This is a genomic window from Streptomyces sp. NPDC029138, from assembly GCF_055564375.1.
In genome coordinates this window covers 62647-83083 of sequence record NZ_JBVHWM010000009.1, presented here as the reverse complement: position 1 = coordinate 83083, position 20437 = coordinate 62647, and the positions used below count along the sequence as shown (strand labels likewise).

Genomic DNA, 20437 nt, shown 5'->3' with positions numbered 1-20437 from the left:
CGCGGTCCTGAAACAGGAGTTCAGTCATGGTGACGTACTACGAGATCATGGGCACCGACCTGTCGAAGCTCACCACGGCTGCCGACGACTGGGCCGCCATGGCCAAGGACTTCGACAAGCTCGCTCGGACCTATGAGCAGCAAGTGCATGGCATCTCCCTCGGTGACACGTGGATGGGCCTGAGTGCCAGCGCCGGCTCCGCGCGCTTCGACGTGACGTGGAAGGAGTACCAGGGAGCGCAGAGCGAGGCGAAGGCCGTCGCCGGACTGCTCCGGGACGCACACGCTGAATTCAGCCGTCTTCGCAAGAAGATCGAGTACGTCCGAGAGGACGCGGTGAAGGCCGGCATGAAGGTGTCCGAGCAAGGCGCCGTCGCCTTCGACACGTCCAAGCTGGATCACAGCGAGTACATGGCCTACGTGCACGATCCCGACTACCAGGAGAGCACCCGCAAGGCCGCTGCCGGATGGGCCGCGCAATTGGACTCGGCGGTGGCGGCCCTGAACGACGCGGACGAGGGGTTCAAACTCGCTCTCGCCTCCGTGATGCAGGACAGAGACCCCTTGGACGGCACGATCGGCGGTTTCAACCGGGAAGCGGGGCCCGACCCGTACCCGTCGCTTGCGGAGAGGGCGAAGGCGCAGCACGTCCCCAAGGGCAAGAAGTCGGTCGCCGAGTGGTGGCGCGGCCTCGATCCGGTCACGCGCGGCATCCTGCTTCAGGAGAAGGGCGACGAGTTGCGGAAGGCGGGGATCATGAGCCCGCTGTACCACTGGCATGCTGCTGACGCGGGGTCCGGAGCCTTCGACACCGAAAAGCCCACGGCCGAGGATCTGTGGTACCTGGCCCGCGCGCAGGGCATCGCGGCCGGCGGCGACTTCAGCGGGGAGAACGCCGCGTCGCGCAACATGGAGCATTACCTGAGTGCAACGGGTGAGCCGCTGGACCTGGACATCGACCGCATCCTCAAGGATGATCCCGGATTTCGCGATGATGTCTCGGTCCACATCGCCCAGAACCAGGACGCGTGGCGACAGCAGGGGCTCGACGCCTTCGAGAAGGCCGGTGGTGACAAGACGGTCGTCGTGCCGGTGGAGAGCAAGGCGGTCGGTCGCACCTTCCGAAGCGACGAGTGGTTCCACGCGGTCGGCTCCCACCAGCAGAACGTGTCGGGGATGGTCACCGTCACCCCCGGGGCGGACGGGAAGCCCAAGGTTTCGCTCGAATACCAGGCCAACGTGTGGGACCGGTACAACTGGGACGCCGGCAAGTCGACCACCTTCCCCGGCGGCGTGGTGATCCCGGACTCCGAGATGGGACGGTTGCACAAGACGGGACTTGCTCAGGAGTTCGACATGCGAGGCAGTAGCTCCACGTACACGTACGACCTGGACAGCGATGCGAAACCGACAGTGAACCCGCCGGACCAAGGACGAGAAGGAACCCGCGGCGACGTCTCACGCGGTGACGAGGAGAACCGGTGACGACCAAACGAGGTGCCCTCCTCGTCGCGGCAGTGGCAGCCACTTTCCTGCTTTCCGCCTGCTCCGGCCCGGACACGGACGATCGCCGTGTGACCGACGGGCGCACCTCGCGGTGGGACGAGAACGCCGGCGCGCCCGAGGCGTCGGCGTTCATGCACGTGACGGCGCCCAAGGGTGCGACCGAGGTCAAGGGAGCCGTGCAGATCAACCCCCGGGAAGACATCTACCTCCTCTCGTTCGTCACCAGTGAGAAGAACGCCGAAGACATCGCGGCGGACCTTCGTCCCGAAGAATCACTGAAAGTGAAGAAGGTCGACTTCGCCCCGGATGGCGAGCTGTTCCGGCACCTTGGGCTGGCCGAGCCGCAAACGCTGAAGGGAGCCCGCTCGGCCGGTGTCTGCCCCCAGTGCGTGAAAGACGATCGCCGCAAGAAGGTGCAGTGGATCGACATCTACGTCCAGGCGCTCAAGGACGATCGGGCCAGGGTCTATCTGAAGGCGTTCTGACCTCAGTCTCAGCCGAGCACGGCACCGGGCCCGAGGCCGACGTTGACGGCCTCACCGGCCTGCCCCGGCGTGGGCATCCGGCGAGCAGGGCGCTTGGGCTACTGAAGGTGTTGCGCGAGCGGACGTGCGTGGGGCCCTCGGCAAGCGGTGCAATTGCCGAGGGCCCCGCGTCTGTTCAGAGTGCCGCGAAGGCGACGAACTCGGTCCAGGTCGTGGGGTCCACAGCCAATGGGGCGCGAGTTGTGTCCTTCGAGTCGCGGACGTGGATCCTGGTGGGGGTGGCGGCCACTTCGACACACTGACCGCCCTCAGCGCCGCTGTAGCTGCTCCTGACCCAAACAAGCGCAGGCAGGGGGCCGTGCTTTGCTTCAGCGTTCATCTCTCTCCCAACAGCTTCTCGATGGAGGCCAGGGACTCACTGGGGGTGAGGGCCTGGGCTCGGATGATCCCATAGCGGGCGGACAACGCATCGACCGCATCTCGCTCCGTGACCAGAGTGCTCCGGCCTTGAGCCTCCATATAACCGACCCGTTGCCCCTGCCTCGGCATCAGCAAAGTGAACGCGCCATCGACACCAGCATTGTCCTCGCGGTCGAGCGGCATCACCTGAAGCTCGACGTTTCGCCTCTGACCGAGCAACAGCAGTTGCTCAAGCTGTCCGCGCCATACCTGCTCACCACCGAGCGGCCGCCGTGCAACCGGCTCCTCCATGACAAAGCTCAGCAACGGGGCGGGCCACCTGTCGAAAATCTCCTGTCGTGCGAGCCGCGCTTCAACGCGCTGCTCGATGGTCGCCTCGTCCAGGAGCGGGCGCCGCATCCCCAGCAGTGCCCGCGTGTACTCCTCTGTCTGCAACAGGCCGTTGACCACGTGGGTGTCGTACACGTGAAGCTCAACCGCTTCGGCTTCCAGCTTGGCCGCGTCCCGGAAGAACGCCGGATACTGAGCCCGAGCCACCTCCTCCTTGCTCGCGCTCAATACCCCACCTGCCCCGAGCGCTTCGTCCGCCTGGTTGATGAACCTCGGTGGCGGAATACGTCTGCCCTGCTCGAATGACGCGATCGTCGAAGCCGAGTATCCGGTCAGCGACCCGAACCCCGCACGGTCCATTCCCACCCGCTCCCGAAACAGCTTCAACTGCCGTCCGAACAGGCACAGAATGCCCGCCCCCACCTCGTACTCCGGCTGCTGAACCTCGTCGTTCACGCCGTAGCTCCTCTCGTGCAACCGCCCAGTCAGCCAACATGGGGCCCGGGAACCGGTCACGCCCAAGACCACGTACAAGCACACCGACCGCGTGTACAGCCCGTACTCGTCAGCACATCGCTCCTGGTCAACGCTACGCTGGGTCCGACACCGTTGACCCTATGAAGTCAGCAACTCCCCCGAACGGGCATATGCCGCAGCACCTCGCACCCGAACGCGAATTCACCATGCGCTTCACGTCAACACCGCGCGGCGCCCGCCTCGCCCGCCGACTCGTCTCGCGCCGCCTGACCGACTGGGGCCATCCCTACTCGACCCCGGTCAACGAGACGCTCACGCTCATCACGGCGGAACTCACCGCCAACGCCGTACGCCACGGCCACGTCCCCGGCAGGGACTTCCACGTCCGACTCACCCTGGCCGAGGGCACCTTCCGTATCGAGGTGACGGACACCCGCGCTGAGAAACGGCCTCTGGTCAGTCCCCCGGCGACCGACTCGCTTTCGGAGTCCGGCCGGGGCATGCTTCTGGTCACCGCCCTCGCGGACGACTGGGGCGTCAGCCCTCGAAAGGCCGTCCCAGGCAAGACCGTGTGGGCGGAGCTGCATGCGCAGGCAAAGGGCCACCCGCTCACACACCGGGTGGCCCCTGAACCGACGGATGTCGATCTACTTCTGGCTACTGCTTCACTGCTGCACGACGACCACGAGTCGCGGCCGGAGGACGCCAGCCACGGAGGTCGTCGTCGGTGAGTCCGTGCTCGCCCTGCATCTGCTGGCGGTAACCGGCGAAGAAGTCCGCCGGAGAGCCGCTGTAGAGCATGTCGAACTCATTGTGCCACTGGGACAGCCAGGGCTGGAGCTCCAGCAGGCCGGCGAGGAACGGCGTGATCTCCTCGGTGGACAGCGCGGTGTTGGTGAAGTACGTCGCCAGCGCCTGCGCCTGCTCCTTGTGGTCCCAGCCGGCCCAGCCGTACAGCTCGGGGGTGGCGGCGTTGGTCTGCCCGTAGGAGATGAACCGCTCCTTGGGCACGTCCAGCTTGCCGCGCACCTTCCAGTAGGAGGGGCGGAGGAAGTCGGCGGAAGTGTACTTCGGCGGCACGGGGATGGAGTCCCGGATTTTCCGCTTGGCCTGCTCGTCGGGCGCGGCGTCCTCCTTGCGCTGGAGGTCCCACACCTCCTCCCAGTCGGCACGCTTCTTCAGCCCGGAGGGCTTGTAGCGCAGGGCGGCGAGGAACGGCACGTGCTCGTCGGTGATCAGCTCGGCGACGACCTTGGGGAGGTCCTTACGGGGCGCGTAGAGCTTGGCCACGGAGACGAAGTCCCCGTCGCGCGAGAGGGCGTCGGTGAGGCGTGCCAGGGTAAGTATGGTCGGCTGGCCGTTCTCATCGAACCAGAGGTCGCGGGTCTCCATGCGGTCGAGGAGCCAGGAGCGCAGGGCCTTCTCCTGGAGTGCGTCCCAGCCCTCAGTGGCCCAGCGGCGCTTGTACTCGGGCCGCTCGACCATACCGATGGCGCGGTTCGACTCGATGGCGTCGATCCGCTTCTGGACGATCTCACGGTAGGGGGCGGGCCAGTGGGCGGGGATCTCCGTGATGGGGGTGGAGTTGTGCCGCTTGAACCACTCATCACTGGCTTCGCCTGCGGCTACGCGGCGCGCGAGGACGATCTCGAAGGCACGCTCGCCAAGGGCGAGTTCGGGAATGTTGGGGTCGTCGGGGTCCTCGGAGACTCGGAGGTCTTCGGGGTGGAGGTTGTAGAGAGAGTAGACCTGCCAGTCCAGCTCTTCCTGGAGGGAAATCATGCGAGCACGAGTGGAATCCCAGCGGACCTTGGCCTCGTGAAGGACGGTGGCGACAGGGGTGCTCTCGGCGGCAACTGCCACGGGGTTCGAAGCGATTATCCGCTGTGCCAGAGCATCAAGAACGGTGGCCAGAGCTACAGGATAGGAAGCAGGGAGAGGGAATTCCTCCAACTTTGTACCCGTGAACTCGTAACTCCAGGACCAAGGCTGGTCGGACTGCCCGCCCCCAGACTCAGGGCTGCCGCCCTTTTTGTGGCTGACTTGCTTGATCCAAAAACCAGCCGTGGAGCTGTTGAGCAGCCCAAGCAGCCGCAGATGCTGCTCCTCGCTCGCACCCTCCCGCAACTTGATCACTGGCGCGGAACGGCTGAACACCTTCCCGTCCCGATCAAGCAGGAAGTGGTTGTGCGTGGCTACAAACGCGAAAGAGATGGCCCACTCGTGCGCCCCCTGGTCTTTGGGAAGCTGATGCCATTCCCACCACGCCCGCCCATCCCTGAAGTACGTTCCGCCTGAGAAAGTGGCACGACTACCCAATTCCGTCCGATACGGCCACAACCAATTGGCCAAGTTTGGGAAAGACTCTGGGCGAGCCAGCTCACGTCGACTGTCATACGGGTGGAAGGCGTCGTCACCGTCGGCGAATTGGAAGTCACGCACCTCATCTCCTACCACGAGACGCCTGACGTACTCCGGCTCAGCGTTGACCCTCTTGAAGGTCCGCGGAACCGCGCTCATGGCGTCATCCGACCCCATGATCCCGTAGAATCCGATCCGGTGCAGATCACGCTTCAAGACCGCCTGACGGGACTGATTGATCTGCTCTAGCATTTCCTGGCCGCCATCGGCGAGGACCCACGGCTGCTTAGCGAAATACTTCTCACGGTCTAGGTCGTCTACAGACACCCACTGGCTCACTGAATTAGGCTTGTCGATCTGCTCGACAATCGCCTGCCAGACCAAACCCTCCTCACCTTTCTCCGGCGCCGACGGCTCCCCCTGCACGCTTCGGACCGTGCGAATTTTCGTTGATCGCCCTTTTCTGGCGTGAGGCTTGCCAACCAAGATGACCGTCGGCGTGCCATGCCCCGGAATGTACGCGCCAGAGGTGTCGATGACTTCTGTCAGCTCTACCTGGTGAGCGAAGTAGTTTTCGATCAGCTTGGTGCCGAACTCACGCTTCATGAAGGAGTTCGCCGTGATCTGACCGACCATGCCGTACCCATTACCACCGGCGTCACCGCGCTTGGCAAGTTGAAAGAATCGCTCGGCGAATGGCACGGACAGCGCGTATTTGCCTGCACAGGAGTCGTATAGATCCCTGTACAACGCGTTGAGATTCTTATCCTTCACCGTGATGTAAGGCGGGTTCCCAACCACCACATGATATCGACCCTGCTGCAAAATGTCAGAGTGCTCTAGCACATCCTCCGTCGCATACGCAAAGCTCGCAAGATCGTCCTCGTCAGTAAGTCCCTCGAACAGCCCTAGTTGCCGCGCCTTGATAAGTGAGTCCCCCACTGCGAGGTGAAGGGGCCACTCGTACTTCGCAGCTTCCGCTAGTGCCCGCACACCACTCGCTGCCATAGCCGCAATCAACAGCCGGAACCTAGCGATGGCCACCGCGAACGCGTTGATGTCCACCCCGTGCACCGAGTCCAGCGCAGCCCGCACTCGCTCGTGTACATCCTTGCCCGGCTGTCCTTCCGCCCACAGTCGCACCAACCGCCGAAACGCCCCCAACACAAAGTGCCCCGACCCACACGTAGGGTCGATCATCTTGAGTTCCTCGTACCCGAACTCCCGCACCGCCGGGTTCATCGTCCGGTCGAGGATGAACTCCTCCACGAACTCCGGCGTCTGAAGGAGCGCATACGTCTTCCGCGCAGCCTCGCTCAGGTCCTGGTACAGGTCGCCCAGGAACCGCGTGTCCCAGCCCTCCGTGCCGTCCTCGTTCAGCGGGTCGGTGAAGTCGTGGACGAGGACGCCTGCCTCATCCCGCCCTCGCCAGAAGTCGACCAGCTCGCGCGCACCGTCGTGCGAGAGCGGGATCTGGTACAGCGGGTTGTGCCGCTTGTCGAAGAGCAGGCGGCCGGCCTGGCCCTGGCCCAGCTCGTCGAACGCCTTCTCCAGCCAGCCGCGGTAGGTCGGGTTGTCGTCCGACTCCACGTACGCGTCGTAACGCGACTCCGCCAGCTCACGCCGGTCACCATCCAGCCCGGTCAGATACGGCTCGGGGATCAGCCGATTGTCCTCGCAGAACCGGACGAAGACAGTTCCCAGCACCCACGCCACCGCGACCTGCGTGACCCGCTCGTCCAGCCACGAGTTCCACGTCGCCGCCGTACGCCCGAGCTTGCGCGCCTGGTCGTACTCGGCCCGCAGCCGTGCGCCGACCTCACCGAGCGCCTTCACCTGCTTGCCCAGGTCGGCCTCGACCGCCTTGACCTGCTGCTTCAGGTCGTTCAACAGAGCCTTGCGGTCGATCACTTCGCGTCTCCCTCGACACCACTTGCCACAACGTGACCGGACCCGCGGTGGGCGTTGCCCACCCACGTGACCGGAAGCTGGATCCACTCCCCCAGGCCGGCCTGGTACGGCACGGCCACCTGTCCGAGCCTCGGCTCGCGCGAGGGGTCGCTCTGCGGGACCAGGAGCCACAGCCCCCGCCCGCCCCGCCGGGCCACCGACGCCAGTCGGTCCAGGACGCCCATCGCGTCGTACCGAGCGAACACCCCGGCCTCCGTCAGCAGGACCGGACCCGCACCGCCGCCACCGTTGCCCAGCAGCTCGGCGATCCGGGGCTCGACCGAGCCCCATGCCGTCCGCGCATACTCCGCGAACCGCACCGCACCCTTCGAGCCCGGCTCGGCGGCGTCCGCCTTGAGCAGGGTCTCCCAGGTCGGCTTGGTGCCCGGAGTGACCTGCCCGTGCAGGGCCTCCAGGAAAAGCTCGGTCACCGACAGGGCCTGTGCGCCCAGCCGTTCGGCGCCCAGTTCCCGCACCGCGTCGCGCACGAGCTGCTGCCCTACGGTCAGTACCCGGTACCCGTCCCGGTGGGCCGAGGCGAGCAGTCGTTCCTCCGCGCGCACCGCGTCCGCGAGCTGCGGGTCGTCCGCGTAGCGCGTCACCGCGCCCGTACGCGTCGGCTGCCGCCACGCGCCCGTCGTGAGATAGCTGGACGCGTCCTCCACCCGCGTCGGCAGGTAGCGCAGCGTGCCCGTGTCCTCGCGCATGCTCAGCGACAGTTCGAAGCCCGCGTCGCGCAGCGCCTTGGTGAGCGGGCCGCCGGTCGGCAGTTCGTGCGTCGTGCCGCCGCGCCCATCCAGGACGACCAGCTCGGGGAAGCGAGCGCGGACCCGCTCGTGTACGTCCTCGCCGGTCAGGCCGGGCTGTCGACCCTCTGGCACTCCGGGGATCCAGCGGACGAGACCGGCCTGGGTGAGGCGCAGCGCCCGGACGAGCGGCAGGTCGCGCGGGTAGATCTCCAGGCGCGGGGTGGCGGCGGCGTTCAGCGACGCGGCGGCGGCCAGCTCCACCATGCGCCGCTCGTCCCAGTCGACAGCGCCGGGCGGGACTGTCAGCGCGCCCAGTTCCGCCAGGACGGTCGCCGCCGTCGGAAGGGTGTCCAGCCTGGCGAGCCGGTCGGCCGTCTTGCCGAGGCGGGTCGCGTAGTCGAGCAGGCCGGGTGCGGTCGGGGTGTCCGGGGCGTCGTTCTCGCGCACGTCGAGGGCGAGGAGGCCGGCGCCCAGCGACTCGTCGGTCGCCTTGCGGTTCGGCTGGTGCTGGAACTCGGTTTCCTGCGGCACCAGTTGCTCGATCTCGACGACGGCCCGTACCGCCGCCAGGGCCATCGCACGCCGCTGCTCCCGCCCGGCGAGGTGCGTGCCGCGGCGGACGGCGAGGGCGTCGGCGATCTCCACGGCGGAGGCGACGCGCCCCATGCTCAAAAGCAGGTCGATGATCTCGTCCCGCAGTGCCTGGACGGCGGGCTCCGCCTTCCAGCGTTTGCGCTCCTCCTTGAGGATCTGCGGGATGCGGCCGTGGCTGAGGCCGAGGGCGTCGGCGACGTCCTTCTGCTTCGGCCAGACGCCGATGTCAGGTAGGACGCCGTGCTCGTCGGGCAGGCGCAGCAGCAGCCGCACCATCTCCGCCTTGTTGCGGTTGGAGCCGTTGTTGTTGACGGCTGGCACGAAGACGGTGGCGAGGGTGTCGAGGCTGACGGAGCGCAGGGTGCGTGGGGACAGGGCGCCCGCCGACTCGCCCGTTGCGAGCTTTCCGACGAGGGCCGACTCGGCGGCGGTGAGCTGCTCCAGCTCCTCCTTCGCCTCCGCCCGGCCCTTCGGCGTGAGCGGCGAGACGGGGATCTCGCGCAGCCGCTCGCCCCATTCCCTCTGCCGCTGCTGGACCTCGTTGCGCGTCTTGGCGCCGAGGCCGGGGGCGTTGACGAGCTTGCGGCGGCTGTAGTCGAGGAGTTCACCGACCGTCGTGATGCCCAGGCCGTAGAGGAAGGACTGGGCGGCGGGCGTGAGGCCGGAGACGGTCAGCGGGGTGTCGCGGGTGACCTCGGCGGCGAGCCGGTCGCGCTGCTGCTCGGCGGTCTCCGGCTCGGCGTCCGCGATGGCCGCGGCGGCACCTTCTGCGGGAGCGGTCCCGTCGGCGGGGGCCGCTTGGCGGGTGCGGTGGCTGGAGGGGACGGTCTGCGAGGCGTCGAGGAAGACCTTGCGCCAGGCGTCCCGCATCGGCTTGAGCTCGGGGAACCGCTTGCTCACGTCGCGGTGCAGTGCCTTTTGGAAGAAGGCGACGAGCCCGTCCCGCACGGCCGGGTCGAACGCCTCGGCCGCGATGGTCGGGTACGGCCACTCCTTCGGGTCGGTCATGCGCGGCAGGACACTGCCGTCGCCCCACTTGGGCAGCTCACCGGAGGCCATCTGGTGCAGGGTGACGGCTACGGCGTACCGCTCGGCGTGCGAGTCGTACGAACCGCGCGTGATCACGTCGACGAAGGGGTCGAGATAGCCGTCGGTGCCCGCGTCGGTGTTCTTCGCCGGGTAGCCGGCCAGCGAGAAGTCGATGAGGACCAGCTCGCGGGTGCGGTTGGGACGGATGCGGACGGCGATGTTGTCGGGCTTGATGTCGCGGTGCCAGACGCCCTCGCCCTCGAGGAAGTCGACGGCGCCGAAGAGGTAGTCGCCGTACGCCTCGAGCTGGTCGACCTGGAGGCGGCCGTGCTCGCGGAGCTGGCGGGCGACGGTCTCCTCGCGGCGGCGCGGGCGGGCCGCGCCTTCGGCGCCCTGGCCGGCATCGTCGCGTTCGTCACCGACGTATTCCAGCGCCAGAACGGTGCGGCCGCCGATGTGCAGGGGCTCGGGCTCGACAAGGCGGATGATGCCGGAGTGGGGGCGCAGGCGGCGCATGGCCTCGGCCTCGCGGACGAGGATCTCGCCGCGGCTGTCCGAGAGGGCGACCTTCAGCACAGCCAGCGGGCGCGTCCTGCGGGTCTCCGCCTCCAGGTCGCGGACGAGGAAGGCGCGGCTGGTGGAGCCGGTGCCGAGACGGCGGCGGACCTCCCACCGGCCGGCGAGCACGTCGCCGGCGACGGCCTCCAGCGGGTCCTTGTCGGCGGTCGCCCCGGCCTCGTCCTCGGCGTGCGCGTCGAGGGCCGTGGCGGGGGCGGTGAGGGAGTCCTCGACGACCTCCAGCAGCTCCAGGAACTCGTCGACGCTGGAGAGGCGCTGCCCTGGGCGGTAGGCGGTGGCGGCCTGCACCAGCTCGTCCACGTCCTCGGACAGGCCGTCCACCAGGGAGCTGGGCCGCAGGCCCTCGCCCGCTTCGAGGCGGGCCAGCAGTTCGGACTGGCTGGCGGCCGGGGCCTTGCCGGTGACCAGCAGGTAGGTGAGGACGCCGAGTCCGTAGACGTCGAGGTAGACCGGGTCGGGGTGGAGGGCGGTGAGTTCCGGCGCGAGGTAGGCGTCGGCGTCGTCGGACAGGTGCATGGCGGACAGGGCGGTCGGCGCGAACCGGGTCATGCCCTGGCCCTGCGAGGAGTCGCCGCTGCGCTGGGTGGCGATCTGCCAGTCGGAGATCTGCAGCTGCGGGCTGAGCCAGGCGGCCTCCTCCCCGACGGCCTGTCCCTTCCGGCCGCGCGGCCGGGGGACGACGTGGACGGAGCGGGCGGCGAGCGCGCGGTGGTGGATGCGGCTGGCGTGCGCGGAGCGCATCGTCTCGGCGAGCTGGCGCACCAGTGCCATCCGGCCGAGGATGTCCAGCTTCTCGCCGTACTGGACCAGGTACTCGTCCAGCTTCAGGGTGTCCGGGTGGTAGTCGAAGATCAGCGCGGGGCCGGCGGCGTGCCCGGAGGGGAAGTACTGCTTGAGCTGGACGACGCCGGGGTGCTTGAACCGGCCCAGCACCGCGGCCTCGCGCCGGGCGGCGTTCTCGACGGACTGGCGCAGGGAAGCGTCGGAGCCGCGCTCGCTGAGGTAGATGCGCACGCGTGCGGCCTCGGGCAGGTCGCTGTGGCGGGCGAGGTAGTCCGCCCAGGTGGGCCCGGAGTCGAAGGACTTCTGCTCCAGCTCGTAGGGGCCGACCTTGTACTGGGCGTCGCTCTTGCGGATGCCGATGCTCTTCAGGGCCGCCGCGATCTCGCGCGAGCCGATCGCGGTGATGCGGCGCCGCTCGTCGGACGGGGGCTGCTTGAGCATGTCGACCAGCTCGTCGACGGTGTACACGCCGTTCTGGTCGTGGGCGGGCAGCCGTACGCGGAGGCTGTTGTCGGTGAAGCAGACGGCCTCGGCGACCCAGACCCGCTTGGCACCGGTCTGGGCGAGCAGGCCGGCCAGTTCCTTGGCCTTGCGGTTGACCAGGTGCAGAGGGTTGCCGTGCGTGCGGCGGTGGCCACTCGGCGTGGTCTGCACCCATGTCCCGTTCTCGGAGGTGACCGATCCGTGCCAGTCCTTGAGCTCGATCATGCAGAGCCCGCCGGGAGCGACGACGAGCAGATCGACCTCGCGGACGTGGCCGGTGTTCGCGGTGAAGGTGAAGTTCGACCAGGCACGCCAGGGGTCGGAGTCCGGGAGCTTCGCCCGGATCGCCTCCAGGCCGCGGCGTTCATGATCGAACTCGGACTCGGTGACCGTGACCCACCGGCCTTCCCGCATGCCTGTCCCCACTCGCTCGTTCCTCTCAGGCCCACTGTTCCCCGAAGTCGGACCCGTCGAAGATCCTAGTGGTTGCCTGCTACATGGGAAGAGCCTGTGAAAGACGGGATAATAGGATATTCAGCCCGAGAGGCGAAAATCACATGAGTCGCGTCACGCGGCCCGCCCCCTCGAGAATCACTCAATCCACTACATATCCGAGGAGACCACTCCGCAGGGACGGGGGGATCGCGATCCTCACCTCTTCCTTCTTCCTGCTCGCCCCCCACCCCGACGAGCTTGACCCTGCGCCGACCTACGGGCAGCCGTCGTCTTCGGACTCGCTGTCGCTGCGCTCCATCGGGTGCGATGAGGCATGGCCGACAACTGGAGCTCCACAGCTCCGCGCCTCCAGTGACCAGCTCCGGGAGGCCAGGAGTCAATGATTGTCATACTGTCCTACTACCCTCCTGTGCATGGGACTTGGGGACATAACGCGTGCCGGAGTGCTGGCTGCGGTCGAGGAATGCCGGCATCTGGGACGTGAAGCGTTTCGCCATCGGTACGGTTTCGGCCGAGCGAAGACGTATGAGCTGGTCTGGGACGGAAACTCCTATGACTCGAAGGCCATCGCCGGCGTCGCGCACCTGTACTCCGTTGGCAGACTGCTGTCGGCTGAGGACTTCAGTGGCGGTGCACGAACAGTGGCGCATCGTCTGCGTGCGCTCGGCTTCATCGTGAGGGACGGGGCCACTGTCACGGACGGACCGGAGCCGGTGGCACCGCAGATGGTCCTCCAGCCTCGCGGAGGAGCTCGTGATCGCGGCCCACAGAACTTCGTCAAGTCGGTACGGCGCGGCATCCGCATCGCGGACATCAAGAGCAGCCTCGGTGATCAGGCGGACGTGCTGTCAGCCTTGTACCCGGACGGGATCGCTCGGCTGTGGGGCTCCACCCCCACCACGCAGCTCAACAACGAGAAGGTGAGGGCCCTGCGGAGGCGTCGCGTAGGCGATCACGTGTTCTTCTACGCAGAGAACCACTTCATCGCTCGCGCCCGCATACTGCATCTCTTCAACAGCTCGTCCGTGGCCCGGGAAGTCTGGGGGACCGACGAGGACAGCGCGACGTGGGAACACATCATGGCGCTCGGTGACGTGGAGGAGTTCCCCACCCGTGTGCCGGCCGCGCCCATCTTGCGGCGCCTGAACGTTCCAGCACCTCTGCGAAGCCTCACCCTGCGGTCAGCCGATGACTATCGCCGCGTTTCCCCGCTCCTTCCGGTGAGGAGCCAATCGGTTCTTCCGTCATCTTCGGCACCGCTTCCAGCCGTGCCTCCCCGGCTGTCCCCGACGGACTTGATGGATCGGATCGGCTCCCTCGGCACTCGTCGCCCCACGGAGAACAGAGCTCAGGGTTACCACCAACCGCTGGCGTTGTTGTGGGCGGTCTCCCGCATCGCAGCGGGCAAGCCGCGCTTGGCGTCGTGGTCCTCCTTCCGCGCGGAGGTTGGGTCACTCCTGGCCGCGCTCGGCCTGCCCGACTCGCACATCACCCCGGAGTTCCCCTTCTGGCAATTGCAGGACAGTGGCTTGTGGGAAGTGCACGGAACACCAAGCGACGCCGGCCCCATGCCGCAAGGGGAGGTCCTCGACACGGCCCAGCCTGTCGCGGGTCTCACCTGTGCCAGCGCTGAACTGCTCCAGAACCCCCTGACTCGCCTCGAAGTCGTGGTCAAGCTGTGCCGCACCTACCTCGACGGCGTCGATCAGCGCTCCCTCCTCAGTCGAGCGGGCCTCGATGGGTACGCGACGGCCGATGGCGTGCTTGAGGGGGACGAGGCCGATCACGACCACGGGGCCGCCGGTGAGGAGCAGGTGACCGTTCCAACCGCGCGCCGGGAATCCACGTCTTCACGACTGGTTCGCAATGCCGCGATCGCCGCTCAGGTCAAGGAACTCCACGGCCACGCCTGCCAGGTGTGTGAGACCCGCCTGCAGTACAGGCGCAGGCCCTACAGCGAGGCTGCCCACATCCGTGGCCTCGGGTCCCCGCACGAAGGTCCGGACGAACTGCCGAACCTGCTCTGCCTGTGCCCCAACCACCATGTGCTCTTCGACGGCCTCGAGATATACATCGACATCGACGGCTACGTGAGGCGGACACACGGGGGCGATTCCCTGGGACGTCTTCGCCGACATGCCGACCACCAGATCGACGAGGCACACCTGCACTACCACCGAACTTTGTGTGAACTGAACAGCCTCACGAAGAAGTAGCGGCCCAAGCATGACAGTCACCGCTCGGCACTGCGACCCGGCGACGGGGGACTGCGCGAGCGGCGGCATGTCCGTCAGGCCGATACGGTCTCCCGCACCATTCCGCCTGCCAGCTGCCTCAGCTTCTCCCGCGTCTCCGGATCCGTCGAGTACACGATCGTTCCGACCATCCCCCGGGTCAGCAGCACCTTGTACGTGTTGCGGATCAGGCGGTCCACATCGGTGTCCGGTGTGGACTTCTTGAACACCGGGTCCTTTGACGCGGCGCGGTCCGTGATCCAGCGGTCGCCGCGCCAGACCAGGTCGGGGCCGATGATGACGCCGGACCAGTCGTACTCGAAGCCCTGGGCGGTGTAGACGCAACCGACCTGACCGAAGCCGGCCGGGTCGGTGGCCCACAGGGCGGCCGGGGGCGCGCCTGAGACAGAGCGGTCGCCGCGCAGGTTCCAGGGGCGGGCCCAGTCACCGATGACGACGTCGGGCGGTAGCGGCTCGCCTGGCTTGGGCTCGGGGGACCAGCGCCAGCAATAGCCGGCGGACATGCGTGCGCCGTAGCCCTGCGCGCGGCGGGCTTCGAGGAACGCCTCCATCTCCTGCGGGCTGTCGACGACCAGTAGTTGCATGCGGTCGTCGGGTTCCCAGACGACCGGCCCGCCGGGTTCGAGGCCGAGGAGCCGGACGACCCAGCGCAGGTAGGCGTCGCTGCCGCCGCAGCGGAACTGGCTGTCCAACGGTATGACGTGGCAGGGGATCCCGCGTTTCGCCGCCGCTGCCTTGATGTCGGCCACGGTGCCCATCTCGCCGGGTCGCACCACCTGATGCTCGTCGAGGAAGAAGACGGGCACGTGGGCGACGTCGATGAGTTCATCGATCTGAGCCCTGCCGGTGCGGTGCTCGGCACGCGTGTAGCGGTTGGCCGAGGTCTCCCTGATGCGGTGGGCCTCGTCGCAGATGAGGGCGCCCAGGCTGTTCTTCTCGGCGGTCATGAAGCTGTTGAAGTACTTGAACAGATCCTGGACCTCCCGCTTGCGGGACCCCGCGACCTTCCTCATCGTCTTGGTGAACGACTGAGAGCCGGTGGCGTGCAGAGCCGGGACTCCACGTCGGTACAGTTCGCCGAGCAACTGCAGAGCGATCACGCTCTTGCCGGTGCCGGGACCTCCGGTGACGATCACGACTTCCTTGCGGTCGGCGTGCTTCGCCTTCTCCACCGCGTTGAGCACCAAGCGGTAGGCGACCTGTTGCTCGTCGAGCAACACGAACTGCTGGCGTTCCCGGACTTCTTCGGCGGCGACGGACATCAACTGCTTCGACGGCACCGTGGCGCCCGCGAGCAGTTCGTCCGCTGCCGGGGCTCCGAGGTGCTTTTCGCTCAGCCTGGAACGGAGATGGTCGAGGAAGGCGCCTCGGCGGTCCCCCGTGAAGAGCAGTCCGTGACCGTCACGTTCGATTTCGCGCAGGCCCGACACACCGAACTCCGTGGCGTTGTGCAGGAACGCCACACCGTTGATCCGGTGCCCGTGTTCGGCCACTGCCCCGTTGAAGTTGACCAGGTAATCGCAGTAGCGGCGTACCTGTTCGATGGGGTTGAGGACCGGGTGGGCGTAGGCGTCGACGTGGCACAGGGAGGGGTCGTCCTCGTGCGGCAGTGCCTGGCTCCACTGCTTCAGCTCCACGACTAGGTACGACGGCTCCCCGGTGACGGGGTGCACGCCGGCTAGCACCGCGTCGGCGCGCTTGCTGTTCAGGGGAAGCGCGTACTCCAGCATGATCTCCACGTCGCCCAGGCCCGCGTCGTTGAGCGCGGCGGCCAGGACCGGGACGCTGCGCTCCCAGGAGCGCACCTCCGAGGTGCCGGGGCGGTAGCCGTGCATGTGAATGAACTGGTCGGTGAGGTGCAGGAACAGCGAACCGTCGAGCGCCATGACGGCGACCGTTTTCGCGGACGCGCGGAACAGCAAGGACTTCCCCCAGGCAGCACGAAGAGACTCGTGCGGGTGGGGGCATGTCCTTCGAGACTCCACCGAGGTGGAGCGGAAGCCCGTCGGGCCGCGATGACGATGAAACAGAGATTACCCGGCGGAGCTGACACTGATGCGGGTGGCTACCAGGGCGGCACAGGAGCCGACGCTGTCCCGCCTCTCTCAGTCACCGGCTCTCACTGGTGGGCTCGTGCCGCCGCAATGCCGGCACGACGGCGGTAGCCCTGCGTCGTTCGCTGCTCGTCCGGACTTGGCGGAGCAGCGCGCCGGTGGACAGGGCCCGGGGGCAGACCCCAGGACCCGGTCGTGCCTTCCGTGAATCGGGCATTCATGCCGGTCGTCACAGGCGGGCAGGGCAATTCGTGCTGCTTCCGGCCGCGTCGGCGCGGCCCTGGGCGCCGGTTCGCGGTACCGGCGCTCGCCCAGGCGACGGTGGGACCGTAGATCCCGAAACAGCGTTCCGCATGGCCGTCGTGGACGTCCTCGGCGAGGCCGGGGGTGTCGATCGCGAGGCGGGGGCGGCGCCCAGGCGGGCTTCACGGACGGGTTCGACGCGGAAGTCGAGCACCAGGCTGTCGTGCGGGTGGTGGCGGTCTCTCGGCTGGTGCCCCGCGGGAGCATGGCAGCCTCCGCTGCGGGGACGGCTTCGATGGTGTCGGTTTCACCGCGCGGCACGTTCCTGCGGTCGGTGCCGTCGGCCACGAAGCGGATGTCGAGGCCGGTGGCTGTGCGCGCCCGGGAACGCGGCTCACCAGCCGGGATAGCGTTCCCACCAGTGCGGGTCCCAGCCCCGGACGTACTCGCTGCCGCTGGGTGAGTCCTCGATCTGGGCCAGCAGGTCGTGGGCCAGGGTGTCGAGGACCCAGGCCAGTTCGTGGCGGCTGACCAGGTCGACGGGGAGTGCCCCGGCGCCGTGGACCGCGCCGAGCAGCGCCCCGGTTACACAGGCCACGGAGTCACCGTCCGGCGCGCCGGCCGCGAATCCCAGTGCGGTGCGGAACTCGGCGCGGCCGGGGAACGAGGCCGCCGTGTAGAGGCCGCCCAGCAGTGCCGAGGGCGCGGTCGCGTCCGGGGCGAGGCGGGCCAGCAGGGCCGGCTGCGCGGGCTGGTCGACGGCAGTCCGGAAGGCCACCAGCAGCCGCTCGTGCTCGTCTGCGGAGACCCGGCGGGCCGCGGACGGCAGTGCGGTGAGTCCTGCCTCCAGGGCCTGGCGCGCGAGGCGGTCCGCGGGGTCGCCGGGACCGTCCGGCCCGTCCGCGGTCAGACAGTGCTGGAGCAGCACGGCCGCCTGCACGGCGGCCGTGTGCGCGGCCGGGTCCCCGTGCGTGCGCGCGGCGAACTCCCCGGCCTGCTCGGTCCAGTGGGGTCCGGCGACCGCCACCGGAAGGGTCCGGGTCAGCGCGTGGCAGCCCCGGCTCGGTGTGGCGATCCGCGAGTGCGGGTCCTCGATGCGGGACAGGGCGGTCACCGTCGCCGGGGCGCTGCCGCGCCGCTCGGCCAGCGCGGGCACGCCCGCGAGCCAGCCGTCCGGCCAGGCGTGGCCGGACGGGTGGGAGACCCAGCGGCGTCGCATCCGGTCCACTTCGATGCCCTGGAGGGCCGCCCAGCGGCAGTAGGCGTGGAGGACGACCCCCGGCGGGTGGCAGAGGCCCTTGTGCTCGCCGCGCACCATCGCGCGGATGACGCCCTCGGTGGTGAAGCAGGCCAGCTGGGTGCTGACGCCGGCCCGCAGCGGTCCGGTGGCGGGCAGCCCGCCCCGGGCCGCGCCGACCGTGTCACCGAGGGCGAGTCCGAGCATCAGTCCCCGCACCCGCGACTGCATCCGCGCGACCCTCCGCAGATGCTCCTTGACCGGGTCCTTGTGCGCGACCACTCTCTCCCCTCCCGTGCTCCGGGCCACCGTATCGCCCGGTCCGGGCCGGGACCGTGGCGGCCGGCTCCTCGAACCACGGGTGCGGGGATGTCGTCGTGCCGCCGCCTCCGGTCGGAGACGGCGGCACGGGGTGACCGGGTCAGCCCTTCTGCTCCACCCGCACCCAGTCGATCTCCGCCTGCACTCCCCCGGACGCGATCCTGTCGACGCTGGACTGCGGCAGGCCCCAGTAGGGGGTGGTGACCTTGTTCCAGCCGGCCGGGTAGGCGCCGCCGAGGGCGAGGTTGAGGATGACGTACTGGTTGTGGTCGTAGACCCACTGGCCTCGGGTGGATTCCAGCTTGTTGCGGGTCGTCTCCTGGACCAGGCGGTCGTCGACGAGGAACCGCATCGCCGTCGGGGTCCACTCGACCGCGTAGGTGTGCCACTGGTCGGCCGTGCCGCCGCCCGGGTACGTCTGGCGGGCGCCGATGTTGCCGTCGGCCGAGTAGCCGGGGCCGTGCAGGGCCGTGCTGGTCCAGTCGGGGTAGCCGATGTTCTCCATGATGTCGGTCTCCCCGGAGGCCGGCCAGGAGACGGTCGGGTCGTCCACGTTGCTGCCGAGCAGCCAGAAGGCCGGCCAGAACCCGTCGCCGACCGGCAGCTTCATCCGGGCGCTGACCTTGCCGTAGGTGAAGTCGAAGTGGGTGTTGGTGTCGACGCGGCCGGAGGTGAAGTCGTAGGTTCCGCCGCCCGCCCGGGTGCAGCCCTTGCAGTACTTCGCCCGGAGAATCAACTCGCCGTTCTCCGTGCGGATGTTGTCCGGGGAGTCGACGTACGCCTGGGACTCGCCGTTGACCGGGCCCATCTCGGTGCCGGTGCGCACCACGCGCCACTTGGAGCGGTCGAGCGAGGCGCCCGTGAAGTCGTCGAAGAAGGTGGTGCGGTACGTGCCCGGCTGGTCGGCGGGCAGGGCCGGGTAGGCGGCGGAGGCGCTGCCGCCGGTGCCCCAGACCTGGAACTCGTACAGCGAGTACCCGAACTGGGCCGTGGCGGGGGCCGGGTTGTAGAAGGAGCGGCGCTCCTTGCCGAGCATGCGGACGTAGCGGCCGGTGACCGGCGCGGGGAGGGTGACGGTGTCGTGCAGGCCCACCGCCTCGGACGGGGACTTCACGTTCGCGCGGCGGGCGGCCACGTCGGCGGCCGAGGGCTGGTACACGGTGCGCCAGGTGCGGTTGTCGTCGGAGACCTGGAGCTGGTAGTCGACGGCGTAGGCCGCCTCCCAGTAGAGGTCGACGGAGGAGATGGCCGAGGGGGCGCCCAGGTCGACCGAGACCCAGCGGTCCGCGTTCCAGTCGCTGGACCAGCGGGTGGTGTCGTCCTTGAGGTTGGCGGGCCAGCCGCCGTCCGTGACGAACGCCGGTGAGTTTCCGGCGTGCTGGTAGTAGTTCGAGTACGCCGGGTGGTTCAGGGCGAGGTTGGTGCGGGTGGTCGACGCGGGTGCGGGTTCGCCGCCGTAGACCTTGAAGTTCCACAGGGAGTAGCCGTACGGCGTGGCGCGTTCGAGGCCGCGCAGGCGGACGTAGCGGCCGGTGACCTCCTGCGGGTAGGTGTGCGCGGTGACCGAGCCGCCGGTGCCCTCGGTCTCGGTGTAGAAGGGCGTCCAGTCGGTGCCGTTCCGGGACGCCTCCAGCACATAGCGTTTGCCGTAGGCGGCTTCCCAGTCGAGGACGACGCGGTCGACGCGGATCACCGAGCCGAGGTCGACGCGGATCCAGGCGTTGTCGGCGAAGTCGCTGGACCAGCGGGTGGCGCCGTTGCCGTCGAAGGCGAGGCCGGGCGCGGTGCCGGCGTTCTCGCTGCCGGAGGCGGTGACGGCGGCCGGGTCCACCGCGTAGGCGGCGGCCGCGCGGTCGGTGTCCCAGCTGACGGCGGTGGGGGCCGCGGTGGCGGGCCCGGCCAGGAGCGGACCGGAGCAGAGCAGGGCCGTGGTGGCCAGGGCGGTGAGCAGGGTGCGGGGGATGCGGGTGGGCATGCGGCTCTCCTTGTGGGGTGGAGGTGCGCTTCCTGTTCTCTGTCACGCACGCGCGTCCTGATCCATGACGCTCACGCGCGTCCTGATCCATGACGCTCACGCGCGTCCTGATCCATGTCGCTCACGCGCTTCCTGATTTATGTCACGTGCA

The 20437-nt window shown here is 68.4% G+C and carries 11 protein-coding genes; 4 read left to right on the top strand and 7 right to left on the bottom strand.

Annotated features, from left to right (window positions below; genetic code table 11):
* Positions 1 to 47 precede the first annotated feature (47 nt).
* Together ACZ4WH_RS11445 and ACZ4WH_RS11440 are read left to right on the top strand one after the other, a co-directional pair.
* Positions 48 to 1484 (top strand): hypothetical protein, encoded by a 1437-nt coding sequence (locus ACZ4WH_RS11445; protein WP_468179088.1) that lies wholly within the window; start codon positions 48 to 50, stop codon positions 1482 to 1484.
* Positions 1481 to 1990, top strand: a complete 510-nt coding sequence (locus ACZ4WH_RS11440) for a hypothetical protein (protein ID WP_468179086.1) — start codon at positions 1481 to 1483, stop codon at positions 1988 to 1990. The genes ACZ4WH_RS11445 and ACZ4WH_RS11440 overlap by 4 nt, the downstream gene beginning before the upstream one ends.
* 175 nt (positions 1991 to 2165) lie before the next feature.
* Here ACZ4WH_RS11440 and ACZ4WH_RS11435 read toward each other — a convergent pair whose 3' ends face one another.
* Together ACZ4WH_RS11435 and ACZ4WH_RS11430 are read right to left on the bottom strand one after the other, a co-directional pair.
* Entirely contained in the window at positions 2166 to 2369 is a 204-nt protein-coding gene (locus ACZ4WH_RS11435; RefSeq protein ID WP_468179084.1) for a DUF397 domain-containing protein, read from the bottom strand.
* A complete protein-coding gene (locus ACZ4WH_RS11430; RefSeq protein WP_468179082.1) occupies positions 2366 to 3196 on the bottom strand; it encodes a helix-turn-helix domain-containing protein in 831 nt (276 codons plus the stop codon). Before ACZ4WH_RS11430 ends, ACZ4WH_RS11435 begins: the two co-directional genes overlap by 4 nt.
* Before the next feature lie 161 nt (positions 3197 to 3357).
* On the opposite strand from ACZ4WH_RS11430, the gene ACZ4WH_RS11425 reads away from it, so the two are divergent.
* Complete coding sequence (locus ACZ4WH_RS11425; protein WP_468179080.1) at positions 3358 to 3948, top strand: ATP-binding protein; 591 nt, start codon at positions 3358 to 3360, stop codon at positions 3946 to 3948.
* Here the strand turns inward: ACZ4WH_RS11425 and pglX are convergent.
* A complete protein-coding gene (gene pglX / locus ACZ4WH_RS11420; protein WP_468179078.1) occupies positions 3875 to 7489 on the bottom strand; it encodes a BREX-2 system adenine-specific DNA-methyltransferase PglX in 3615 nt (1204 codons plus the stop codon). The two genes, ACZ4WH_RS11425 and pglX, sit on opposite strands and share 74 nt — an antisense overlap.
* Positions 7486 to 12159, bottom strand: coding sequence for a BREX system serine/threonine kinase PglW (pglW, locus tag ACZ4WH_RS11415; protein ID WP_468179076.1), 4674 nt, complete (start codon positions 12157 to 12159; stop codon positions 7486 to 7488). Before pglW ends, pglX begins: the two co-directional genes overlap by 4 nt.
* A 455-nt stretch (positions 12160 to 12614) precedes the next feature.
* Between pglW and ACZ4WH_RS11410 the strand changes: the two genes are divergently transcribed.
* Positions 12615 to 14417 (top strand): HNH endonuclease, encoded by a 1803-nt coding sequence (locus ACZ4WH_RS11410; protein ID WP_468179074.1) that lies wholly within the window; start codon positions 12615 to 12617, stop codon positions 14415 to 14417.
* A 74-nt stretch (positions 14418 to 14491) separates the two neighbouring features.
* Here the strand turns inward: ACZ4WH_RS11410 and ACZ4WH_RS11405 are convergent, their stop codons facing one another.
* The 3 genes from ACZ4WH_RS11405 to ACZ4WH_RS11395 all read right to left on the bottom strand — a co-directional run bounded on the left by ACZ4WH_RS11405 (position 14492) and on the right by ACZ4WH_RS11395 (position 20286).
* On the bottom strand, positions 14492 to 16378 hold the full coding sequence (locus ACZ4WH_RS11405) for a DNA/RNA helicase domain-containing protein (RefSeq protein ID WP_468179072.1): 1887 nt from the start codon (positions 16376 to 16378) through the stop codon (positions 14492 to 14494).
* Between the two features lie 769 nt (positions 16379 to 17147).
* Positions 17148 to 18272 (bottom strand): ADP-ribosylglycohydrolase family protein, encoded by a 1125-nt coding sequence (locus ACZ4WH_RS11400; RefSeq protein WP_468179070.1) that lies wholly within the window; start codon positions 18270 to 18272, stop codon positions 17148 to 17150.
* A gap of 139 nt (positions 18273 to 18411) precedes the next feature.
* A complete protein-coding gene (locus ACZ4WH_RS11395; RefSeq protein ID WP_468179068.1) occupies positions 18412 to 20286 on the bottom strand; it encodes a discoidin domain-containing protein in 1875 nt (624 codons plus the stop codon).
* Positions 20287 to 20437: the final 151 nt, after the last annotated feature.